18 protein-coding genes are annotated in these 22,285 nt (G+C 55.1%); 12 read left to right on the plus strand and 6 right to left on the minus strand.

All coding sequences use genetic code 11. The features are described from left to right. Positions 1-16 precede the first annotated feature (16 nt). Positions 17-940, minus strand: coding sequence for a LysR family transcriptional regulator (locus HXW87_RS17330; RefSeq protein WP_239779166.1), 924 nt, complete (start codon positions 938-940; stop codon positions 17-19). 201 nt (positions 941-1,141) lie between these two features. Between HXW87_RS17330 and HXW87_RS17335 the strand changes: the two genes are divergently transcribed. Continuing rightward, entirely contained in the window at positions 1,142-1,354 is a 213-nt protein-coding gene (locus tag HXW87_RS17335; protein ID WP_095669182.1) for a 4-oxalocrotonate tautomerase family protein, read from the plus strand. 46 nt (positions 1,355-1,400) lie between these two features. Continuing rightward, entirely contained in the window at positions 1,401-2,114 is a 714-nt protein-coding gene (locus tag HXW87_RS17340; protein WP_239776979.1) for an SDR family NAD(P)-dependent oxidoreductase, read from the plus strand. A 37-nt stretch (positions 2,115-2,151) separates the two neighbouring features. Here HXW87_RS17340 and HXW87_RS17345 read toward each other — a convergent pair whose 3' ends face one another. Further along, complete coding sequence (locus HXW87_RS17345) at positions 2,152-2,811, minus strand: carbonic anhydrase (RefSeq protein WP_041063919.1); 660 nt, start codon at positions 2,809-2,811, stop codon at positions 2,152-2,154. Positions 2,812-3,185: 374 nt separating this feature from the next. Between HXW87_RS17345 and HXW87_RS17350 the strand changes: the two genes are divergently transcribed. The 4 genes from HXW87_RS17350 to HXW87_RS17365 are packed head-to-tail and all read left to right on the plus strand — an operon-like array spanning position 3,186 to position 8,103. Next, positions 3,186-3,809 (plus strand): hypothetical protein, encoded by a 624-nt coding sequence (locus tag HXW87_RS17350; RefSeq protein ID WP_023102086.1) that lies wholly within the window; start codon positions 3,186-3,188, stop codon positions 3,807-3,809. Then, a complete protein-coding gene (locus HXW87_RS17355; RefSeq protein WP_033727105.1) occupies positions 3,802-5,676 on the plus strand; it encodes a helix-turn-helix domain-containing protein in 1,875 nt (624 codons plus the stop codon). Before HXW87_RS17350 ends, HXW87_RS17355 begins: the two co-directional genes overlap by 8 nt. 13 nt (positions 5,677-5,689) lie before the next feature. Beyond that, positions 5,690-6,676, plus strand: coding sequence for an ATP-binding protein (locus tag HXW87_RS17360; protein ID WP_004577540.1), 987 nt, complete (start codon positions 5,690-5,692; stop codon positions 6,674-6,676). A gap of 29 nt (positions 6,677-6,705) precedes the next feature. Further along, positions 6,706-8,103, plus strand: a complete 1,398-nt coding sequence (locus HXW87_RS17365; protein WP_157404876.1) for a TniQ family protein — start codon at positions 6,706-6,708, stop codon at positions 8,101-8,103. A 7-nt stretch (positions 8,104-8,110) separates the two neighbouring features. Here HXW87_RS17365 and HXW87_RS17370 read toward each other — a convergent pair whose 3' ends face one another. The 3 genes from HXW87_RS17370 to HXW87_RS17380 form a co-directional block, all read right to left on the minus strand. Further along, positions 8,111-9,340 (minus strand): hypothetical protein, encoded by a 1,230-nt coding sequence (locus HXW87_RS17370; RefSeq protein WP_004577538.1) that lies wholly within the window; start codon positions 9,338-9,340, stop codon positions 8,111-8,113. A gap of 550 nt (positions 9,341-9,890) precedes the next feature. Further along, positions 9,891-10,724, minus strand: coding sequence for a hypothetical protein (locus tag HXW87_RS17375; RefSeq protein ID WP_004577537.1), 834 nt, complete (start codon positions 10,722-10,724; stop codon positions 9,891-9,893). 4 nt (positions 10,725-10,728) lie between these two features. Further along, a complete protein-coding gene (locus HXW87_RS17380; protein WP_004577536.1) occupies positions 10,729-11,295 on the minus strand; it encodes a hypothetical protein in 567 nt (188 codons plus the stop codon). Positions 11,296-11,850: 555 nt separating this feature from the next. Here HXW87_RS17380 and HXW87_RS17385 point away from each other — a divergent pair. Both HXW87_RS17385 and HXW87_RS17390 read left to right on the plus strand, forming a co-directional pair. Continuing rightward, positions 11,851-12,546, plus strand: coding sequence for a hypothetical protein (locus HXW87_RS17385; protein WP_004577304.1), 696 nt, complete (start codon positions 11,851-11,853; stop codon positions 12,544-12,546). 172 nt (positions 12,547-12,718) lie between these two features. Beyond that, the gene (locus HXW87_RS17390; RefSeq protein ID WP_004577305.1) at positions 12,719-13,489 is read left to right on the plus strand and encodes a DUF6602 domain-containing protein; all 771 of its coding nucleotides are present in this window, start codon (positions 12,719-12,721) and stop codon (positions 13,487-13,489) included. Positions 13,490-13,601: 112 nt separating this feature from the next. Here HXW87_RS17390 and HXW87_RS17395 read toward each other — a convergent pair whose 3' ends face one another. Further along, a complete protein-coding gene (locus tag HXW87_RS17395) occupies positions 13,602-14,705 on the minus strand; it encodes a site-specific integrase (RefSeq protein ID WP_239776980.1) in 1,104 nt (367 codons plus the stop codon). Between the two features lie 87 nt (positions 14,706-14,792). Here HXW87_RS17395 and HXW87_RS17400 point away from each other — a divergent pair, with 87 nt between their 5' ends. The 4 genes from HXW87_RS17400 to HXW87_RS17415 all read left to right on the plus strand — a co-directional run bounded on the left by HXW87_RS17400 (position 14,793) and on the right by HXW87_RS17415 (position 22,057). After that, entirely contained in the window at positions 14,793-15,755 is a 963-nt protein-coding gene (locus tag HXW87_RS17400) for a DNA-binding protein (RefSeq protein WP_004577307.1), read from the plus strand. A 241-nt stretch (positions 15,756-15,996) separates the two neighbouring features. Beyond that, a complete protein-coding gene (locus tag HXW87_RS17405; protein WP_023102082.1) occupies positions 15,997-17,379 on the plus strand; it encodes a hypothetical protein in 1,383 nt (460 codons plus the stop codon). After that, positions 17,376-19,334: a hypothetical protein gene (locus tag HXW87_RS17410; protein WP_004577309.1), complete on the plus strand. Its 1,959-nt coding sequence runs from the start codon at positions 17,376-17,378 to the stop codon at positions 19,332-19,334. The genes HXW87_RS17405 and HXW87_RS17410 overlap by 4 nt, the downstream gene beginning before the upstream one ends. Beyond that, on the plus strand, positions 19,331-22,057 hold the full coding sequence (locus HXW87_RS17415) for a DEAD/DEAH box helicase (protein WP_004577310.1): 2,727 nt from the start codon (positions 19,331-19,333) through the stop codon (positions 22,055-22,057). Before HXW87_RS17410 ends, HXW87_RS17415 begins: the two co-directional genes overlap by 4 nt. Positions 22,058-22,285: the final 228 nt, after the last annotated feature.

Here is a 22,285-nt window from a genome sequence, read left to right on the forward strand (position 1 = left end):
CCTCAAATGGCGGTATCTAGATCGCCGCCCAATCGGTTCGATGCTGCAGCAGAAAATCGACGAATGCCCGGACCCGCTGAGGAACGTAGCGGCCATGAGGGTAGAGCAGGGTGTAAGGCCGGGAGCGCCCATTGTAGGGCTGGAGTACCTCGACGAGGCGCCCATCGGCCAATTCGTTCTCGACAATGAATCGGTAAGTCTGGAACAGACCAGCACTGTGTTTGGCCAGGGTGACGCCGCCCAGCACATCGTCCGAGCAGCAATAGCGGCCCTCTGTGAAGATCTCGCGATGTTTGCCATCGACCTCGAACAGCCATGAGATGCGACGGCCGCTGCTGGGCAGTTCAAATTGAATGCACTCGTGAGTGACAAGGTCATCCAGTGTCGTTGGCGTGCCGGCCTTGGTCAGGTATTCAGGTGTCGCGACCACGACCAGTTGTGCGTCCTCCAGCAAGCGGGCTACCAGGGTCGAGTCCGGTTGAGCCCGGACCCGAATCGCCAGATCGTAGCCCTCCGCCACAAAGTCGATATTTCGGTTACCCAAATGGACATCCACGCTGACGTCTGGATAAAGCGCCCGAAATTTCGGCAGAAGCGGCAAGATCCGGTGATGCCCATACGTGGTCGGAAGACTGATGCGCAACCGGCCTGAAGGCGTCGATTGAGCGCCCATGACTTCTTGCTGTGCTTCCACCAGTTGCGTCAGGGCCTGTCGGCATTGTTCATAGAACACCCGGCCCGGTTCAGTCATCCGGATGCTGCGTGTGGTTCTGACGAAAAGACGTGACCCCAGACGCTCTTCAAGACGCAAAATCGAGCGGCTTACTGCCGCAGGCGTCACACCGGCTACCTGCGCGGCTGCCGTAAAACTGCCCGTTTCCGAGGCCAGGCAAAATAGCTCGATGCTTCCTAGCTGCAGGTCATCAAAATGACGCTTCATATTCATCACACCGAGTATTCGCGAAGTGCCCAAAGCATACCGATGTCGATGACACAGTGGCGAGGACCGCGGCTTTTATTCATTACACGGCGTCATAAATGAAGTAACCGAGCGCGCATTTATTCATTCAAGGCCAGCTTATAGAGTTCATTCCACTTGCCGTCTCATCATGCCGATGAGACGCGAACTGGAGACTTTCCCGTGCCTTTCATCAACGTTCGGATCACCCGCGACGGCGTTACCAGCGAACAAAAAGCACAGGTGATCGCCGAGATCACACAAACCATGCAGACGGTGCTCAACAAGGACCCGCACCTGACGCACATCGTGATCGAGGAAGTCGATACCGATAACTGGGGCTACGCAGGAATAACCACGACCGAGTACCGCCAGTCGCTGGTGGAGCCCAGGTAATGCTGAGGCACTTGAAACCGCTTTTTTCAACTATCGAGGCATTATCATGAGCCATTCAAAAAAAGTCGTTGTGGTCACTGGCGCATCTCAGGGGCTGGGCGCGGGCATCGTCGAGGGTTTTCGTAAACTCGGTTATCAAGTGGTGGCGACTTCGCGCTCCATCCAGCCGTCACTGGATCCGGACATCCTGACCGTCGCCGGAGACATTGCCGATCCGGCGACGTCCGAGAAAATCATCCGAGAAGGCGTAGCACGTTTTGGCCGCATCGACACGTTGGTGAACAACGCCGGGATCTTCCTCGCCAAGCCGTTCACGGCCTATACCCGCGAAGAGTATGTAAATACCGTGGCCACCAACATGGGCAGCTTCTTCCATATGTCGCAGCAGGCGATTGCCCAGATGGAGAAGCAAGGCGAGGGCGGTCATGTGGTCAGCATCACCACATCGTTGGTCGATCACGCCATCGAGGGCGTGCCATCGGTGCTGGCGTCGCTGACCAAAGGCGGGATGAACGCCGCGACCAAATCCCTGGCGATCGAGTACGCCAAGCGCGGCATCCGCGTTAACGCGGTCTCGCCGGGCATCATCAAGACCCCGATGCATGGCGAGGAAAGCCACGCCGCACTGGGCCGCCTGCATCCGGTCGGCCACATGGGCGACGTGCAAGACATCGTCGCAGCGGTGTTGTATCTGGACAGCGCCCCATTCGTCACGGGCGAAATCCTGCACGTCGATGGCGGCCAAAGCGCCGGTCACTGATGGAGACGGCGGTCTGGCCAACCAAGCGACCGGCAATTCACATTTGAGGGGCGTTGCGAGCAGCGATCGCGACGGTGGTCGGCGAATCCGCAAGTGGAACGAATTGCCGTGTCGCGCCATCAAGTGCATCGATGCACCCGGCTTCGATGTCGTAAACCCAGCCGTGCAGATTCAGCCGCCCTTGCTCAAGCGCGAGGGCCACTGATGGATGCGTACGCAGATTCGCCAGTTGCGCGATCACGTTTTCACGCACAAGGCCATCGAGCTTGGCGCCGGGCGTGTCGAACTCATGCGCCGCGTTGATCGCTTTCGCGGCGTCCGCGTGACGGAGCCAGTTAGCAACCGCTGGCAGGTGGTCCAGACAAGTGCAGCGAGAAATCGCGCCCATCGCGCCGCAGTCCGAATGGCCGCAGATCACGATGTCCTGAACGCCGAGCACAGCGACCGCATATTCGACGGTGGCCGAAACGCCGCCGGGCTCGGGGCCGTAAGACGGCACAATATTGCCGGCATTACGAATCACGAACAGTTCGCCCGGTTCACGCTGCGTAAGGAGTTCCGGCACAACACGACTGTCCGAGCAGGTGACAAACAGCGCCTTGGGATTTTGTGCCGTCGCGAGCTGCTTGAACAGCTCGACACGCTGCGGATAAACCTCGCGCTGAAAGCGCAGAAAGCCGTCAATGATGTCACGCATGAAGTTCTCCAAACCCGATTAACAGATGGGGGCACCAGCACTCGATATGCTGTCGCGCCGCGGTGGCCGGTATTATCGCAAACGTTGCGCGTGTTAGCTGTATTTGACCTTGCGACTTCGAAAATTCGAGACTCTCAAAATTTGAAACTCAGCATTTGAAATGGATTCATCGTATTTAACAACCACGCCTAAGCATTTTCGCTGAGCTATTAATCCATTCTGGAATAAATAATATATTTTTATTCTTATAAAATATAGCGATGCGCTATCTGTCGCCCATAATCCCTCTCTAATTGTGAAACTATCGAGTGCATGTGCAATTTTGAAACTTCGTAACTTGTTGATTTCAATGGCATTATTCAAAAAGGTAGGCAATGGACCCACTCTCCCATCCTTCAAGACCAGCGGGCGCTCCAGAATTCGTGGTGTTCAGTCATAAGCAAAACGAGAAGGTCAGCTTGTTCTGCCGACCCACTCTATGGCGATTCGCCGAGGTGGAGTTTGATCCTTGGGTGAGCGATTTGACCGTGAACCAGCGTTTCATCGAATTGGACAAAGTTCGAATCCCGGTCGCGCTCGCTTTTGAGAATAGCCACGCGTCACTCATTGTGGTGTCCAAGTCATGCCTGGGTTCCAGCACGAGCGTTGAAGTCCAGAATTATGCCGACGATAACGGCTTTCTCTGCGAAATTTTAGATACTGATTTCCTGAAATCTGAACGTACCCGCTACGAAAACTACCTACTCATGCTTTCCTATATCAACAAGCAGAGAGATGCACTGACTGAGCGCAATCTTCGCGAAGTGATGAGACTCCTCCCAAGGCATGGACTTACGGTGAGCAGCGCTATGCAGGCGGTTGAGCAGGATTTTGGCGAGAAGGGCGCAGCTTTGGTGTTCGAGTTGGTCAGAAAGGGCCGATTAAACGTCAAGAATTTGAGTTCGACTAAATTGAGTGGGGCATCCCAATTAGGCCATGGAGATGCCCAGGATGAGTGATCAACGATTTTCTAGGTCCGAACGCGAACGAGAAGGCTATGATTGTGACAAGTGGCGTGCGGTTGACTTAACGGTCTTGCCGGACGCCCTTCGAGGTCCGACGGAGAATCGTATTAAAGCTATCCGGGCGTTCTTGAAGGAAGGCGCATCGCTAGAGGAAATTCAAGAAAAATATGGGATACCTCGCTCAACGCTTTATCGAGTCATCGACAAATGCGAAGCACTAGACAAGTCCGGAAGTCCCGCTGGCTGGGTGGCTGCAATACCTTATAAGCGCAGTGGTGAAAAAAAATACAATCGGAAAGCGCAGCCCGGCTCATCCGCTACGCAAGGCTATTCCGGCGCTTTTACGCATTTCGTTGAGCAACATCCAGATGTGGATGAGTGGCTGAAAGCTCAAGCCCGTAGATATAGACCCCGAAAATCTGGCGGCGACTACTTTATAGCGATTCATAAAGCGTTCGTGCGCAGGTGCATTGAGGCTGGAGTTGCCAGACATCAATACCCATTAAATCAAAAAACCGAAGGTATAAGCGGGCTTAGGAGGTGGTTGCAGGATAAACACCGAGAATTGAAAGCGGAGCAAGAACTGAAGTCCTCACAAGCTAACGAGAGCGTCCGAGATATTGATCCATCGGACATCTTGGAGCAAGTTGAAGCAGATGGACACAAATTGGATCTTCGCTTGGTTATTCGCGAAAGGGATGCCTATGGGGAGCCTGTTGAATATGAAATTCTCAGGGTCTGGTTAATTTGTCTAATCGAAAAATTTTCAAGGTGTGTGTTGGGGTATTCATTGGCACTGGGCCACCAGTATGATCAAGTAGACTTGCTTACGGCGATTTATAGAGCCCTGAGCCCGCACGTTCGTCCACCGCTGAATATTCCTGATACCCGTTATCGCGATGAAGGGGGATTCCCCTCAGAAAGTTCGGGGGCGTGGCAAACGTGGTCCACATTAAAACTGGATAATGCTTGGGCGCATAAGGCGAAGCATGTGATTGAGGTGCTAAATGATAGGCTTGGCTGTGTGGTGGAGTTCGGTAGACCGTACACCCCCAATGATCGCCCTATTGTGGAGCGTTTTTTTCTCTATTTGGTGCAAAACTTTTCTCACAAAATAATTGGTACCACGGGGAGTGAATCCACAGATGAGATCAAGGCACGTTTATCGCCAAAGTCCAAAAACCCTTTGAAGATGTTGCTGTCTCTAGAAGAGTTGGAAAGTTCCGTAGACATTGTGATCTCTGACTATAATGGTCGTCCGCACGCGTCAATCCAAGGCCACACCCCATTGGACTTGTTCCTCATGCGTATGGAGGCAAGGGCATTGCCGCCGAACACACTGCCTACCCGTTATCAAAATGAGGCAGCGTTTACGCGAATTCGCGAGCCAAAGATCGTTCAGTCAAATGCCAAATACGGGGGCGCGTTCATTAACTTTGCTTACCAGAAATACCGAAATCCGGATGTATTGCGGAGTAATTCGGCAGGACGGAAAATGATCATCGAGTATTCTCGTAGAGATGTATCTTCGATCAATTTGCTTGATGAGTCTGGTGCATTTGTTGGTGTGCTAACACCACCGCCACCCTACTCAAACACGCCACACAGCTACAGATTGCAGACTGAGATTTCAAAGGCCGTGAAGGACGGACAATTCCGCTTTACGGAAAATGAGTCATTCATTGAAGCTGTCCGTAGGTTTCAATTGAAAGGTAACAAAATGACTCGAGAGAGAGCGACTAGTCTCTACAAAAATACTGGCATGACTTCAGTAGGTTCGTCTGTCGAGGAAGAAACGTCTCCTCCGACATCGGAATCACAAGTCGACAGAGTAAAGCTGTTTAAAGTTTTCACTTTTTGAATAGAGGGTGCAAATGGACATCCAGGATACGCGACCCGTCGAGGTTGATCTTCATCCTGTCTGCAATCAGCGGTATTTGATCCCGACATTTTCGATCGGTGAGACTTACGCGCTTGTGCTTAAGGTTATTCGTCGCAGAGACTCTGGTTTAGTGATCTGGGGGCATACCCGTTACGGTAAGACTTGGGCAATGCTTTATTGTCAGCAATGCCTTGCACAAGATTTTCCTGATTTTCCTGTTGTTATTTACAATGCGAAGCGAGAAATATCAGCCACGAAAGGTAATTTTTATAACTCACTGCTGGCGGTTGTCGGTCACAAGCAGTGGAATGACAATGTTAGCCTCTCAAAAAAACATCTTCGGTTAGTGAATTTCATGGAGCAAGCGGCGCGCAGGGATTCACGGCAGGTCTTTATTCTATTCATGGATGAAGCTCAGCGGCTTCAGCAGCAGCATTTTGACTGGGTCAAGGATATCTATAATGACCTGCGGCTAAAGGGTGTGACATTGCTTCCCATCCTGGTAGGACAGCAGCAACTGCTTGATCAGAAGGAAGCCTTCCTCAAAACCGGGGTGGAGGGGGAGGCTATTGTTAATAGGTTCATGCTTTACGAGCACCCTTTCCGCGGCATACGCGAAAAAGAAGATTTCGCGACCTGCCTTGGCTTTTTTGACAGTACCCCTTATCCGGCCAATTCCACATGGACTTTCACCAAATTTTTTGTCCCACAGGCATATGCCAATGGCTTTAGGCTGGCGCAAGTGAAAGACATACTGTGGGATGCCTTTTGTGATGCTTACAAGGAATTAAAGCTAAAAAGCAAAATGGAAATACCGATGCAGTATTTCAGCAAAACGATAGAAATTATTTTGCGCGATAGTGTTGACATGGATCACCCAGGCTACACGATTACCAGGGAGTTCAGCTTGCGATCTATCCGTGAATCTTGGTTTCAAGCCGCAACGCGCAATAGTAAAGCTGCTGATCCGAGCGCCTGATGATGATAATCGTCCCGGATACTAAAACGATGAGCATCAATCCCAGGTATTGTCCGGTGGCCCCACTGTACATGGCTTACGAATCTGCGTATTCGATTCTAAGCCGGTTTGCACTTTATAACGTCATCCACGGAGATACACTGGTTAAAATCTTTGCGCCATCACAGAGAGAGGGTAATGGTAAGCGTAGCCGATTCCCAAACCTCGCCCACAGCGCGGCTGTGAATCCGGTAGCGATTCGCGAATGCTTTACCCTTGATAGAGCGCAACAAGATGCACTTTTCTTAGTACCTTCAGCTGTACCGAGCAATGATCACATTGCAGCCAATTTAAGAGTTTGTCCCGTATGCATGGTGCGTGGTGTGCACTACTCCCTATTTCAATACCTACTCATCAAGAAGTGCCCGATCCATCAGGTCGAGTTGAGCCAAGCGTGTCAGACCTGCGGCGGGGCGATGGATTACTCGTTAAACAGCAGGTTGTTCCGTGAACCATACGGCTGCAACTATTGTGGCCATCTGCTGCGACTCAAGGGAAGTCAAAGTGGCCGGTCCTATTTGAATAGATCCGGGCTGAACCGGCTGATTTTAGCCCATCGAATTTTTGAGCGCGGCAGGGATCGTCAGGTGTTTTTTGATATCAATCAGCCGACCAATATTTACTTTGATAATGCCGCTCAGTTTTCCTCGGCTATCACCGATTTTGCGGTGCATCAGCGTGCGCTGTTCAATGAGGTTCAGGCTAGGGCGGCATCAGGTCAGGGTGATAAAAAAGTGGGCTTTTACAGAATCAGTAACATCAGTCGTTGCTCGACAGTGAAAAGCTCGGTAATAGAGCTGACAGTCAATGACCTACTTCCGATTTTGAAGTGTATCTTCCGAAAAATTAGAAAGTGTTTTCTTCCTGAAATCAAACTGAGCAAGAAAAATCTTGCCGGAATTTGGCGAAGTATTGAGGAGTGTGATGTGCCCAGGCAAGGCTATCAACTCGTCGGCTATCTTGACTGGCTATGTTTTTGGTACGGAGTTAAAACGCCATCCGACTTGTGCGCGAAAGCAAGGTCATGTGTCAAAAAAAAACTGGGAGCCTGGCTTGAATCGAAACGGACGCACGAAGTATTTGCTTCACTCAAAGGGGAGCGCGAAAAAAATTGGCTGATGACGAAAATACTAGCTCATGAAATTATTTTTTTCATGACCAGGCAGATACGCCGGCTATCCGAATCGGATCTAACCTGCTCTAGGACGACCCCCAGTCAAGTGGTCTATCGCCGGTGGGTAGGGCCCGCTGCGTGGGCGCTGATTGTCCTTCCCCAGCAGTCCGCTTGTGAATTCCATTTTACAGCCCGCTCCGTTTTCGCTGAACTCGGTCGGTCAAAGGTGAGCAAACCGGCGCAGCGAGAGACGTATGCGTCGCTGTCACAGTAATAAGCGATTAGTCTACGCCCCAATTGGCCCAGGCCGCTTCATCGATGCCTTCCCCGGCAATCAGCACGCGCTTCTGTCGCAGGTTGGCATTTTGCGTCTCGGCAGGTCTTTCAGTGGCGTGTAAATCCTCCGGCTCTGTCAATGCTAGTCGAGAGTTACGAATCGCAGCGTCCCAATCTTCGTAAAAGTATTGGTCTTCTGAGGCTGCTGAGGTGGGGCGCTCAAGTGCTTTATCAAAGTCGGCCGTAAATTGGAGGTTGACGGCCTTGTGGATTTTTCCAAGGTGTGGAGTGGGTGCGGCACGTTCACTGACAAATCCTTCCGGGAAGGGCGTGGCGACAGGGTCGTAAAGATTGGCAACCGATAGGCAGTTCACACTGCTCAGCATTAGCGCAAAGCGGTAGCGGCGTTCCAATACGACTTCTACCTCGTGGGCACTCATCTCGAACTCGACCCCAACGTCTCCCATGCTGAACAATTGTTGGTGACCAGCGCGATATTTCTCCAAATGATGATGTCGGCCGAGTAACACCTGCAGGAGGGTCGCGCTCCCTTCGCTGAGGCAGATCTTCTTATCCTTGCCGAATTGGAAATACCACTCATCATTGTATCCGTAAAGAAGATCGGTGCATTTTGCTTTGGCCAGATCCGATGTGGTGCATCCTGTTTCTTGTAACAAACGAAGCATCGCGAGATCCCTCACCCAGTGCTCCACACCTCTGCAGGTTCCGCAAATCAGTTCCAGGCTTTCGCCTGAGTACAGTTTTGTGTGTGCTGTGAGTTCAGTAGCATGGGCAAAGCGAGTGGCTTGACGGTAGAGCTTCTTCATCTGGGAACGCAGGGGGTCCAGATTTTCGCCGAAGCGATGTTCCTGCCAGTTCATGGCCGCGGCGATTCTGGAAGCGGCCTGGCGATTGCTCAGTCGACCCAAGCCTTTCAGTTCACGCTGGATGAGCAAGTCATCAATGTAGACTGGAAGGTAGTAATTCCTGGGCTCTGTGGGTTCTGCCGGTCCGGGGTATACAGTGATATGTGAAAGATAAAAATACACATAGGCCTCTAGCGGCAGCAGGCTATCACTGAGCGACTTGTACTGTGTGTGGCGCAACCATAAGTCGACATGCTGAAGGTAACGCGCCACTTTACGCCGTCTACGTAGGGGTACGGTTTGCAACAGAAAATCGGTGATTTCCTGACCGAGACAGGGGATGAAATAGAGAGTTTGCAGTAGTGCCATGGGCTGCTCCGACAGGCAATCATCACTGATGAGTCGTGCACGGGGGGCTTTCAGTTGCACAGATTCGCACGTCGCGGATCAAGCGAAGCGTATTGCAGCAGGGTTTCTTTGAAACCATGGACTTATGAACGGTCGTGCTCACAGGGCGGTCGTTGCGGTCCAGAAGCACACTAATCCTAGGCCTGCTGACTGGATACCCCGAGGCAGCGGCGCACGATGTGCTAAGTGGTGATCATTGAGTGCGTTAGCGCTCATGCTAAATCCCTGCGTTGCGCCTGACTGAGATCTAGTTCTAGCCTAGCAAACGGAAGAAATCACGCAACGTGCAAGCCGCCCGCTGTCACATCATCTTCAAGCGATAAGCAACGATGCACTGGTACATTCGCCAACTATGTCTGTTCGTACTTTCGCTTTACGGGCAGTTGCCGTAAGGCTGAGGATCCGTTTCGCTGGTTTCCTTAGCGCGTCTACTCTCCCGTAGGCGAGAGTGCCTCAAAAAATGGAAGATCTCGCTATCATCAGATTTGCTTTTTACATCGTCTCGGGCACATCAGCCAAGGGCCTGAACTGAGTTGGCCAGTCTTTTCTCTTGTCCGAATTGGGTGGTATAGAACCGTTGTTCAATGCCATAAATAAGGAGTTTCAGTTCATTGTCTGTCGAAATTTCGAACTGACCACTGTTGGCATTAAAGACGAGTTGTTGGCCGCAGTAGCCATCAATGTAGGTCAGCATTCCTGCTTTATCTTGTTCGGGTAACGCCTCTAATGTCGCCATCGCCAAAGCAATACGCTTGCGATTCGGTTTGGAAACCTTCTCCGCTGCAAAATCGTTGGATAAGGTGATAAATGGTTTATCAAGGAACTGCTCAACCTCCTCTTGCGTTGCTTCTTTGTACAGTTCATCGATCCCGGGGAAAATACTGGAAATAGTGGCTAGGTTTTTGAAGATAAGGGTGTCAGAAGCTCTGAGGTAGACAGCATCTGGCTGAGCATTAATCACTAAGCGGCTCTGGGACTCTTCAATCTCCGCAACCTCGCCGAAGACTACAGTCTTCCGTTTAAGAAAAAGTGAAGGTGTGACTTTCTGAAAATAAAAATCTTCCCCTTGGCTCGCCACTAGGTAAGAGATGTCATTAAACTGTCGCTTGGCCAGATCGTCATACACTTTTGCGTCAAAATCGCCCTTCAGCATCTCCACACAAAATGTTTGTGCGGAAAACTCCTCAACTTTGAACCAAGAATCCTCGTCCAGATTGTGATCAGGACAGTAATTTACACAAGCGGCGGGATCAATGCCCAAGTCGTCGAAAAGCGTGTAATCAGAAATCAACTTGAAGAATGGTTTTTTTCTGAGTTTTTTCACCTTTACCAGTACGCAATCCATATGCTCAGCCTTTTTCTATGAATGTGTAGTTATTGATTCTATAAGCTTTTTCGATCACGACGTCATCCGGTAACTTGTACCCGGCTCGTGAGATTAGGAAAATTGACGCGCGCGCTGTAGTGGTTATGTTATAAAATTCGTAGCCATACAATAAAAACAGCGGATTGAAATACAGTGCTTGCGAGCGGTAGGTGAAAACAAACAAAACGCCGTATACAAAGAGCAGGGTTTCCCAATTTGGAACGCTGAGCGCCACGAAAAAATATCCGAGATAGCTCGGTAAAAAACTATTATTAGCATGATCAATGGAGTCAACTTGGCCTGGCTTGAACTCATCCTTGCCCAGCGATGGACTTAGCACCAAGCTTAAGCCTGTGAGCAGCACGGGGACGCAGAGATAGAGGCCGTACGACACGAAATTGGGAAGCGCAACAACAAGGCCATGCTCAGGAAAAAAAGACCCCAGCACGTAGCCCTTCTGAACCAAAAATACGATTACTAGGAGAGACGTCGCATTGAAGGTCAGTAGCAACCGGAAAGGAACGTTAAGGTCGAGTTTCGGCCACTCCATGGCATCTCCAGTGCGTGACGCCGACTGTGGATGTCGACAGGTGCGAGATAGGGCTCTGGACGATATCAAATAGCCACGCTTCACGTCCACAACGAATACTTCACCAAGTGCGGCTGCGCGAACCATAAACGCGCGGTCTCGGGAGAGACAACAAGGTTCTGGTGACCACCTTTCTAGCGCAGGGTCTGAGTCTAAGATTGTCCAAACGGCAGTAGTGGGCAATCCTGCAGGGCTCGTCGAGCATTGCTGTGACACGACGCATCACGATCTCTAAATGGTCGGAGGCGATACAGGCAATTGCTCGATTCATGACTGTGATCGCTTCTATCCTAGCGGCAGCGTCCGTCAGTTCCATCCGCGATACGGTGTAACGACGATTCTTGTGTAGGTCATTCGGCTTTCCGGGCGACCACTATTTGTGGTCAGCCTTGCTTACCTACAGTGGCAAACAACAGATGCTCGCTTGGTGCCAAAAGAGCAGCGCCGTGTTATTTTCCGTGTTCTGAAAAGTAAGCGATTACCCGGTGCCAGCGCTGGCGTCTCACGGGAGAGATCATGGTGTTGCAATGGATTCGCAAGTGGTTCTCCACGGTCGCTGCGGGTGCACCTTCGGAAGAAGGCGTCAGTCGCGCTGGCCGCTTTGATCTGTATGTCAACGGAGCTGCACCACTTCCGTTCGGCCGGTTTGCGTCGTTGAAACAGGCCGAGGTCTTGGCTCAGCGCAGTTTCAAGGGCCAGCACTACCGGATTGTGGATACTTACACCGGGGACGCCGTAGTCTTCAACTACAAGAAAACTGCACTGCTTCCGGAGCCGTTCCTCCAAGGAATTGACATTACAGGTCAGGTGACGCCTACGCCGGCGTTCATCCGGGAGCTGCACGCCAGGAAGCCGATGCTCACTCAGCCCACTTTCTGTTGGCAAAACTGTTTGCTCACCATCCTGAGTCTTCAGGCCTCACATCCGCAGCTTCGTTATGCACTGTCACTCATTCATCACCCGGAGGCAGGGGTCGAGGGGCATGCACTGATCGAGCACGCAGGGCAGTTTCACGATCCCACCCTGGAGCATCAGTCTTTACTCCGTCCGCTGGTCACCTACCGGCTCCTGGAAGTACTGGAGCCCGATCAGCTATTTGGGCAGATTCTCGCGCGATTTGGTGAGGACGGCCTCAAGGAAATGCGCCAAGGACGGCGGGCGTGGTCAAATTTCCGCGTGGATGCTGGCGGTTCGCGGATCTTCGACCTTTGAATTCCGCGTAATTTTTGGAAGCCACTGCGTTGGCGCTGCAGGATGAGCTGCCGCAGGCGTACAACTGCCAGCGCGGCGGCGTCTCGTCGAGATGGCGCGTCATACCGACAATCGATGGGGATTGGCCGGCGGCGGCCATCAGCTTTGCAGCTTACCTTTAAAGGGAGAAGGCATGAGTCACTACTTTGATCATGCGAGTCAGGAACTCAACAGCAAGATCGCCCAGGCCAAGGTGTACATCACCCGGCACAACCCGACCACTGGCGCACTGGCCGAAGCGGTGCTTCGCCAGTTCCTCAAAGACCACCTGCCGGGGGCGGTCAGCGTGGAGCAGGGCTTCATCATCGACAGTGCGGGCGGTTTATCCAAGCAGTGCGACATTCTGATTTACGACTCGCACCGGTATGCCCCGTTCTATCGAGTAGAGGGTGTGGTTGTGGTGCCGGCGGAGGCGGTGATTGCTATTATCGAAGTAAAAACCTCGATCAACCGAGCCGGATTTCATGAGGTGATTCGCTATTTCCAGAGTTTCCAGAACCTGCGATTGGCGGCGAGGACGTACTTGTTCATGTTCAACGCTCCGACGTTGGGGACTGTCAGCAGGCACTTTCATTCATTTCGACACCCAGGCAGCTATCAGGAGTTCGATCATGATACTTTCCAGTTCCTCCCGGACGAAATCACCGGCCTAGATCATTCCTACCATTTGCATAGAGACATGGTTATCCACGACCGCGATGCCATGGGCTATCTCTCGTACTTCTACGAGGATCACGAAGGTACCGCGATCAACGCACTGGAGCGGTTCTTCCTCTCTGTGTATGCCTGCGTCGAACGCCACTTGAGAAGTAGTCTGCCCGTGGGTGTGTTGGTGCCGCGAGTGTCCTATCACAACAGTACTCCCAGCAAAACTATTTTCGCCATTGACTTGTTCCCCATGTAACCTCAGGTATGCGCTGCACTTGCTTACATCGTTCAGTGGCACAACCGCTTCAGTGTTTCGCGTTTGTCATGGTTGAGACGCAGAAGGCGCCCCCCCCTTTTGACCTGGCTGCTTATTCTGGTGGGGGTTCGCTCGCGCCCGGTGTCGATCCGAGCAGCTTACTGGCCCGACTGTCAAGCAGGGCGCCCGCCTGGAAGTAGCCCATCACCGTGCTCACACTGCGGTGCTCGGTCATTGCCATCACCTCACCGAGCGGCACGCCCTGGCGTCCTGCCTCGGTGACGAAGCCTGAGCGCAGACTGTGCGCTGCCCAGTTCCCATCAAGACCTGCCATCGCCGCGCGGCGTTTGACTATCCGCGCGACTTGGTCGCCGGACAGTCCATGCGGTGCGACCCGGCCACCTTTGTACAGGCGGCGAAACAGCGGGCCGCGGCAGGCCGGTGCTGCTTCCAGCCAGGCACTCAGTGCCTGCGCCGCCGGCCCCTGCAGCGGTTTTTCTCGGCGTACGCCGCCAGTGTCGGTCTTGGTCGCCCCAAGTGTGTACAGCCAGGTGTCGGCATCCAGCCGGCGCAGGTCTTCGATCTGCAGGCCGATCACCTCCGAGCGGCGTCGGCCGCCACCGCTCCAGGCCAACAGCAGTAGGGCGCGATCGCGCACGCCGCGTACGCCGTCGCTGCAGGTGGCGAGCATTGCCTGCAATGGCTCCAGGACCACGGCAGTTTTCTTGCGCTGTGCCACCCCCTGGCGCACTTGGGCCTTGCGCGCTTCCCGCAGCAAGGTCTTCACCGCCGGCGTCTCGGTTGGGTTGTCCCATTGCTTCAACCGGTGCCACTTGGCCAGCACGGCGAGACGATGACTGACCGTACTGAACGCGAGTGCTCCCAACTTGCCCTTGACTCCCATTGCGACCAGGGCGGCATCGAGGTCTGCGGGCAGCAGGTGGCTCCAGCCGCCGTCAGCGCCCGGGCGGGCAAGGTGATCAACGATGAATTGCACTGCGACCTCCGGCGGCAAGGCAGCGTCGCCGAGCGCGCGCCGGTAACGCAGGCGCAGCCAGGCTGACCAGTAGGCGAGGGCGCTCTGGTAGCTGCGCACCGTGTTGGCGGCGGTGCCGGCGGCGATGAACGCCTCGGCGGCGGCGCGGGTGCTGGCCGCCAACTCGTGCGGCGCCAGTGGCGTGTCAATCGATGGCTGCAATGATTCTGTATTATTCATTACGTTCTACGTATTATTAATTTAGATTCAATCTAATAAGGTCGGATAATCATTCATTATCAGACCTAATATAGCGGAGGGCAGGGCATGGCGGTAGGCGTACCGGAAAGCGAGGTGTTTGCCGCGGCAGACGCGGTGCTGGCCCGTGGCGAGCGGCCGACGGTAGAACGGGTGCGCCTGGAACTGGGTCGCGGCAGCCCGGCGCGGGTCGGCGCCTTGCTCGACCAATGGTGGGAACAGTTGGCCGGCCGCCTGCGCGGTGAAACGCGGTTGCCCGGACTGCCGGCGGAAGTGGCCCAGGCCTTTGTCGCTATCTGGCAGCAGGCGACCACCTTGGCTCAAGGCGTGGTCGAGCAGTCACTGGCCAGCCAGCGGCAGGTGCTCGCGGAGGAAAGAGAGGAGCTCCTAGCATTGGATACCCGCGCCCGGCTGGACGTTGCTCAGGCGCGACAGCAGACGGCAGAGGCAATATCTGTGCGGCAGAGCGCTGAAACCCGCCTGACCGATCTAGAGCTACTGCTGGCCCAGCGTCAGGCGCAGATTAAGGATCTGCAGGAACAACGTGGCGCCTTGCAATTGGCCTGCGACACCTTGCAACAGCAGTTGCATGGTCTGCAGGCCGAACAGCACGACACCCTGCATCAAGTCGAGCAGGCTCGGCTGGCACAAGAAGCCTACGTGCGCGGTGTCGAGGAGCGCGCCTACCGCGAAATTGACCGAGCGCGCGAGGAGAGCAAAACACGCCAGGTTGAACGCCGAGAGCTCCAGCGCCAGTTCGACCAACTTCAGCAACGATCGGAGCAAGACCGTCACGTCTTGAGCGAGACGCAGCGCCAGGCAGCCACCCAGCAGGCGCGGGCCGAAGTGGCGGCGGAGCAGGGCGAGCAGCAGCGGCAAGCTCTGGAAGGCCGCTTACATGCCATGCAGCAAATGCTTGACGAGGTGCGACATACGGCCGCGGCCCAGCAGGCGCGTGCTGACACGCTGGAGCAGCAACTGGTCCAGCAGCAGGCGCCGAAGCTGCGTAAGTCCAGAATCAAGGAGCGGTGATGGGTCGGGGAGGAGCACCGCAAGCGGTCGCAATACCATGTCTAGAGTGCAACAGGGCTGCGCGACTGACGCGAGGCGTGGTGTCGGCGATCCGTACAAGGTGCGTCGAAGGCCTTGCACCCGCGCCTGCCCTGTAGCCCGCAGCACCTAACCCTCGCTTGAAATCTGTATCGTGAGACTGGCGTAGCATAATCTCAGCTGCTCGGTCGCGTTGTTGATATCCTTTGTCTTGAGAAACCTCATGCGGTTGAGCCAATACCTGACTGAATACGATGAAGACCTCAGTGGCGACAGCCAGATTGATCCGTTGGGTGTACTGACCATCTGGTCTGCCTTTGGCCAGGAAATCTTTCGCAACCGGGTCAATTCGGTTTCGAACGACGTACGAAACTACACGCTCAATCTGCTGCATCATGCAGTGATTAAGGACCTGTTCGACGATGTTGATACCGGCCCGAGCAAAGCATTGCGTGAGCAGTCAGGAGGACGTCATGGGCTGGCGCTGTGCCAGGCTTGTCTAGTCTATCTGGAGAACATATTCACGTATGCCATGGTGACTGCTGCGCCCGATACCGGCGTTGACAGTCAAGGCGTGCTGGGCGCCAGCAAGGCTCGTGCACGTCTGGAGGTCGACAGTAACCCATTTCTGCGCTTCACCCATCAACCAGCCGGACACCTGTTGGTGCGTCAGTTGGGCTTGGGTGTGAGTGGGCGCTATAAGACACCGTTCATGCAGATAGGCTTCTTCAACGACCGCTACAACTACCACCACAGTCAAGAAGCAGGACTGTTGTGGGTGAAAGTTAAGGGGATGATTCAAACTCACGAGCCGTTTCACAGGTTGTTCCAAGAAGCGCGCATGCATTTGCAGGGGATTTTCCTGCGCTTCAAAGCAGGTGGCGGAAGCGCGCTCAAGCAAGTACCGGGCAGTCTGATCAAGGCCTACCGAAGAGCACTGCCGAACTCCGCGCAAGTAGGCGCTGCCACGCGCGACTTCTGGCTAGCCTTGACTGGCCTCGACACGGGCGCTGCGGGTGCACTGCTGCGGGTGATGGATGATCAAGTTCAACACAATCCAGACGGCCACCTGCCGATCCAGCAGTTGTTCGCCCTGGCCGAAAAAAACTGCAGCGAAACGCCCGAGCGACGCAAGCTCGTGCACGTGCAGCAGGTCGAACCACTCCTTGCTCAGGTCGATCTGCTGTTTACCCTGGCCTGTCATGGCCGGCACCAGAGCCTTGGCGAAATCGAGGCGCACTGGCAAGGGCTGGGGCGCGATGCCGCAACCTTGCCGGCGGCCGCCGCGCGTATCGATGCGCATTCAGAACTGCTCGGCATTCTTTCGCACACCGGCCGCCGACGGCTGGAGCGACTCATGAGCTTGGCGCGTCAGGAACGCTTCAGTGACCAGTTTCTCGGCATGGTGGACTACCACGCGACGGTGATGCGCGAGCGTGGCCAGATACCCTGGGTTCAAATCGACCAGGCCGAGAAGGTCAAGCTCAGTGCTCGTACCAGGGCATTGCCTGAGGCGCAGGATACGCCCATGCAGCGCTGGGTGAACACGTACTACATTCCCCAGTTTGACCATTTGGTGACCGGTTATCGGGGCGGCCAGGCATGAAACTGCATTCAGCATTCAGCGAGCAAGTGAAGGCCTGCGGCCGGTTGCGCAGGGTTTGGCTTACCAGCTTCAACATCGATATCGAATTCATCGAAACCTATGTGTTGCCAACCGTACTGGGTGCCGAGACTCCCCGCACACGCATGGAGTACGAGGCGCTTCAGTTGGCGCTGACGGAGCAGCAAATCGACCTCAGGGTCTTTTGTGACCGGCGTTTCATCGGTGCCGACCAGAACAAGCGCACGGCGCTCCAGGTGCACGGTGTCTGTACTGCGCAAAAAACGGAATGGAGCTACCCAGGTGTTGGCGAAGACAGCTTGTTGCATGCAAAGGTGATCTATCTGGAAGGTGAGCAGGGGCGCGTGCTCGGCGCGGGCAGTGCCAACCTCACACTTAGCGGATGGGCGCGCAATCAGGAGGTATTCCACTTCCAGCCGATCAATGCGCTTTCGCTTTACCAGTCCGTTAAAGCGTTCTTCCAGGCACTGTTCACAAATGTGGGCGTACCGTGCCCCTTGGAAAATAGGCGCAGTAGCTCGTTCGCCAGCGCTGAGTCAGCCGTGCGGTTCTGCCACAGTTTTCAGAGGCAACCGTTTCTCGTCCAGTTGCTGGGCGAGCGTGCTTGCCATCACCTGGCAGTCTGGTCCCCTTATCTGCCGAAGGATCTGGCTCTGTTCGTCAGCCACCTGAGGAGCAGCTACGAGCAGGCGCGCATGAAGGTCAGCCTGGTGCCGGACCGGCTCGATGGGCAGTTCCTGCGTACCGGTTGGACCGAGGCGCTTGGAGACCTGCTGGCAAACGATGAGTTGCGCTTGCGGCACAACCCGACCACGGTCGATGAGCGCACACCGATGACCCATGCCAAGCTTTGGAAAACCTCCACGCACCTGGCCATCGGCTCGTGGAACTTCACTCGGGCGGGCAGCAATTCGCTGCTCGACTCACGGGGTAAAAGGCTACCCGGCAACAACATCGAGGCGGGCTTTATCTTGCCGAACAACAGTGCAGTGGAAAGCGTCCTCGGCGCCACGATGGACACCAGCCCGGCATTGTTCTTGAGCGACGAAGCATTACAGGCGCAAGCGTTGAAAATCCCGCAGAACCTTCCCTTTGACATCGTGGTGGAGTTCGACTGGGCGGAGCAGGTTTACCAACTGCGCGGCCAATGGCATATAGGGCAAGAACCGGATCAGGGATATAGGATCAAGTTGCCGGATATCGACGCTGCATTCGCGCTCGACTGGAAACCACGAAGCCACGGATTGAAGGCGTGCAGAGTGCCGGTGGCGCACGTGCATGCACTGTTGTTCGATCACAGCTTCCAGGTGCTCAAGGACGGCCGGGAGTGCTTCGTCGGCATGTTGCTGGAGACTACCCCCGAGTTCCGACGCGCGCAGCGGTACGACGACTTGGTTGGCCTGGTCGACGCCATGGCGCAAATCGATATTGTGCCCAATCAGGATGATGTCGGATTTCGTGTCCGCGAATCTGCAACGGGTGAGCCACAGGTTGATGGGCTGAGCGCCGACCTAGGCGCCGTGGCAAGCGAGCAAGACGGTTCAGACTCTGCGCATATCAGCTACTTTCGGTTATTCACGGCCAGCTACCAATTCGCGGCCCGGTTGCGTGGGGTTGAACGATTGTCAGTGCTTGAACACTGGGTGTTCGTGCGACCGGGATGCCTGCAGGAATGGGTAGACAAGACCCGCCAGCGACTTCGTGGATCTACGCCCAATGTTTTCGACTGGTTCCTGGTCCAGGAGGTTAACGCGCTCTGCAAGTTGGCGCTGGCACTCCGTCAACGCTTGCCCAAGGATGACAGCAGGATTGCCTTGTCGCGTTGGCGGACACTGAAGGTCGATATGCCACCGTTACCTGCCGAGACCAATGATGATTTTCGGCAAATGCTTGAGCAGGAGCTCGGCGGATTGGAAAGCAAGTGGGGTGGGACATGAGTCGATTTGAAGAGGGTGTGCTCATCCCTGAAACCGTATCCCAGTGGATCAACTTCAAAGGGCGTAAGGATTCCAACTGGACCTATCAGGCAGATGATCGCGAATCCATGGCGGCCAAGCAGACCGAAGGGGTGGCCTACCTGTGGAACCTGTTGGTAGCGGGCAAAGTGGCGCTACTGGCGGATGAAGTCGGCATGGGCAAGACCTTCCAGGCGTTGGGTGTGGCTGCATGGCTGTGGAAAAACAAGCCTGATGCCAAGGTGCTGGTAATGGCGCCCAATCGACATTTGTGCGGGCATTGGCGCAGGGAGTTCGAAGGCTTCATTCGTGAGCACATTCGCCAAGCCGATGACCGAGTTAAAACCGAAGATGGCATGCCCGTAGCCACGGTCTGTGAGTGCTACCAGCTGGAGCACCTGGTGCAGTCGGTGCAAAACAATGAGGGGCAGCTTTACCTCACCACGGTCTACGCGCTCAGTGGCTTGCTCGGCCCCGAGCGGCGCGCGGAAGGCCCCGAGGGCGCAGGCAGTATCGCGGCCAATTGCCATCATCGATTAAAGCAGCACTTGGGGCCCTCGGGCTTTGACCTGATCATCGTCGATGAGGCGCATTACCTGCGCAACGTCTCGGGTGGATCGCAGCGTGTGAGTGCCGCAAAAGCGCTGTTTGGCAACGCTGACAGCCGGCTGGGTGTCTGGAACCTATTGCTCACTGCGACGCCCAGCCATACCCGGTTGGATGATGTGCAGAACATCCTGGGTTATTTTACCCAGCTCGATCGTGATCCTGCCCTTGAAGCCATGAGCGGCGCCGAGCGCACGCGTCAGTTGCTGCAACGGTATGCCTTGCGGCGTCTGCGGTTGATGGAGGGACAGGGCGGTTTGTACGGCAAGCGGCACTACCGCCACGAAAAAGCCGTACCTGCGAGCTTCGATGGGCGTCCGGATGCCGAGATGTTTTTTGCTCTGTATCAGAAGCGGCTGGTGGCCGACCTGGGCCGGCAGAAGGAGAACAAGAGTCTCACTTATGGCTACCTGGAAGGGTTCGAGTCGTTTGGCTGGAAACCGCAGATCGATTCTGGTGCCGATGCGGATTATCAGGATGCGGTCGAAGACCGGATGGTGGAGGATTTCTCAAAGGCTACCGATACCGAGCTGTTGCGCGACCTTACCCGTCGCTATCGCGACCAGTTTCACACCTTCCCGGATCACCCCAAGTACGGCTTGATGATCGACCAGTGCGTGCCGAAGGCGGCTGATGGCCTCGGCACTGCGCTCGAGGACTTGAAGCACCTGATTTTCGTTCGGCGTATACCTTCTGTTCGTGAACTGACCCAGCGCATCAACGAGCGCTACGACGAGTTGTTGGCCGGAATGATCGTCAATGCATGGGGCAAGCAAGCGGACGATCCCGCAGTCAGGCATTGGCGTCATCAGGGTTGGTCACGCGATGGCTATGCCCAGTTTCATGAAGGCGTGAAGCACTCGCTTGCCGAAGTGGACGCGCACGAGGAGGCAGGGCAAGACGAGGGCGAGGGGGAGGGTACGCAGTTGGCATCGCGCATCGCCGAGCTGTTCGTGGTCAAGAAAGGCTCAGGTGGGCAAACCGATTGCGCCAATGTGCGCCTGCGCTTCAGCAAGCCGGAAAGCGTCTTTGCACTGTTCCTCGAGCCGGCATCGGACTACCTGACTGGCGGTTACTCCGCGTTCTACGCCAAGGCGGAGACAGGTCGGATCGACTATGCCAATGCCGCCAAGTACGTACGCTTGCACGGTTGGGACGTGCCGGGGGTCCACGATGCCGCCGCCCGCATGCGAGGTGCACCGCGCGACCGCCTGGAACATCCGCTCCACAGCGTCTGGTCGCTGTTGGTACCGCGCCTGCCGCCGGCGTTGTATCGCAAGCTCGAAGGCTGGGCGCGCGACAACAAGGCGATTGCGGAGAACTTCGCGAACTACATCAAGGCCGGGTTTCTTTATGCGAGCCCTGTCGTCGTCGAGCTCTACGCCTGGTTTGTCGAATACCGGCAGCAGACCCGCGAGCGTGAGGTGCAGCGTGCGTACCGTGGTTTTCATGACTGGGTAAGCCTACGGGTCGATGGCTCGTTGATGCTGCGCTATTTCACCGCCGCGTTGGAAACGTTTGACACGCTATGCGGCAAGATCATCGACCATGGCCTGGATCAATGGGACGAGGAGTGGCGCAGCCTCAAGCGCCTCACCAGCCCATGCTGGTACGCCAGTGGAGACAACAGCGAAGGTCGTCAGCGTCTCATCCTCGGCTTCAATAGCCCGTTCTATCCCAACGTGTTGGTGTCCACTTCGGTACTCCAGGAAGGGGTCAACCTGCATTTGCAGTGCCACCAGATCCATCACTACGGCCTAGCCGGCTCACCCGGTGACAATGAGCAGCGCGTGGGCCGGTTGGATCGCCTGTTTGGCTGCGTGAACCAGCGGCTGCAGCGGTCAGGTAACGCGGAGTTGAGCATTCACTATCCGTTTCTGCAGGGATCGGTTGATGAAGACCAGGTTGCTTCGTTCATCGAGCGCAAGCATCAGGTGGAAGAGCAAATGGATGCGTGCGTACAGGTGCACTTCGACAAACAGCTAAGGATCAGTGACGCGCAGCAGTGGCGTAGCTTTCTGCGCAGACCGCTACCCATCAGCGATGAGCGTTTGCAGGATCCTTATGGTGCCGTGTTTACCAAGCTGGGCCAACAGTAGCTGCAAGCACATGAGGATCTGATTGTGTGCGCCTGAAACCTGATGCATGACCGTGCGTTGGTTGTGGGTATGGCAGAAAGCCTCTAACATAAGGCTTGCAATGCGCTTGCCCGAACTCCACCACAGTAGTGGGGTGAATGAATCATCCTTCTGCCAATCCAGCACAAGCCCAATGCGGCTTGCGTGAGGATTGAAAAGTGCGTTTTAGTACTTTTCACAACCGTACAT

Origin of the sequence: Pseudomonas sp. Y5-11 (assembly GCF_022368695.1) — a bacterium.
In the GTDB taxonomy this organism is placed as follows: Bacteria; Pseudomonadota; Gammaproteobacteria; order Pseudomonadales; family Pseudomonadaceae; genus Aquipseudomonas; species Aquipseudomonas parakoreensis.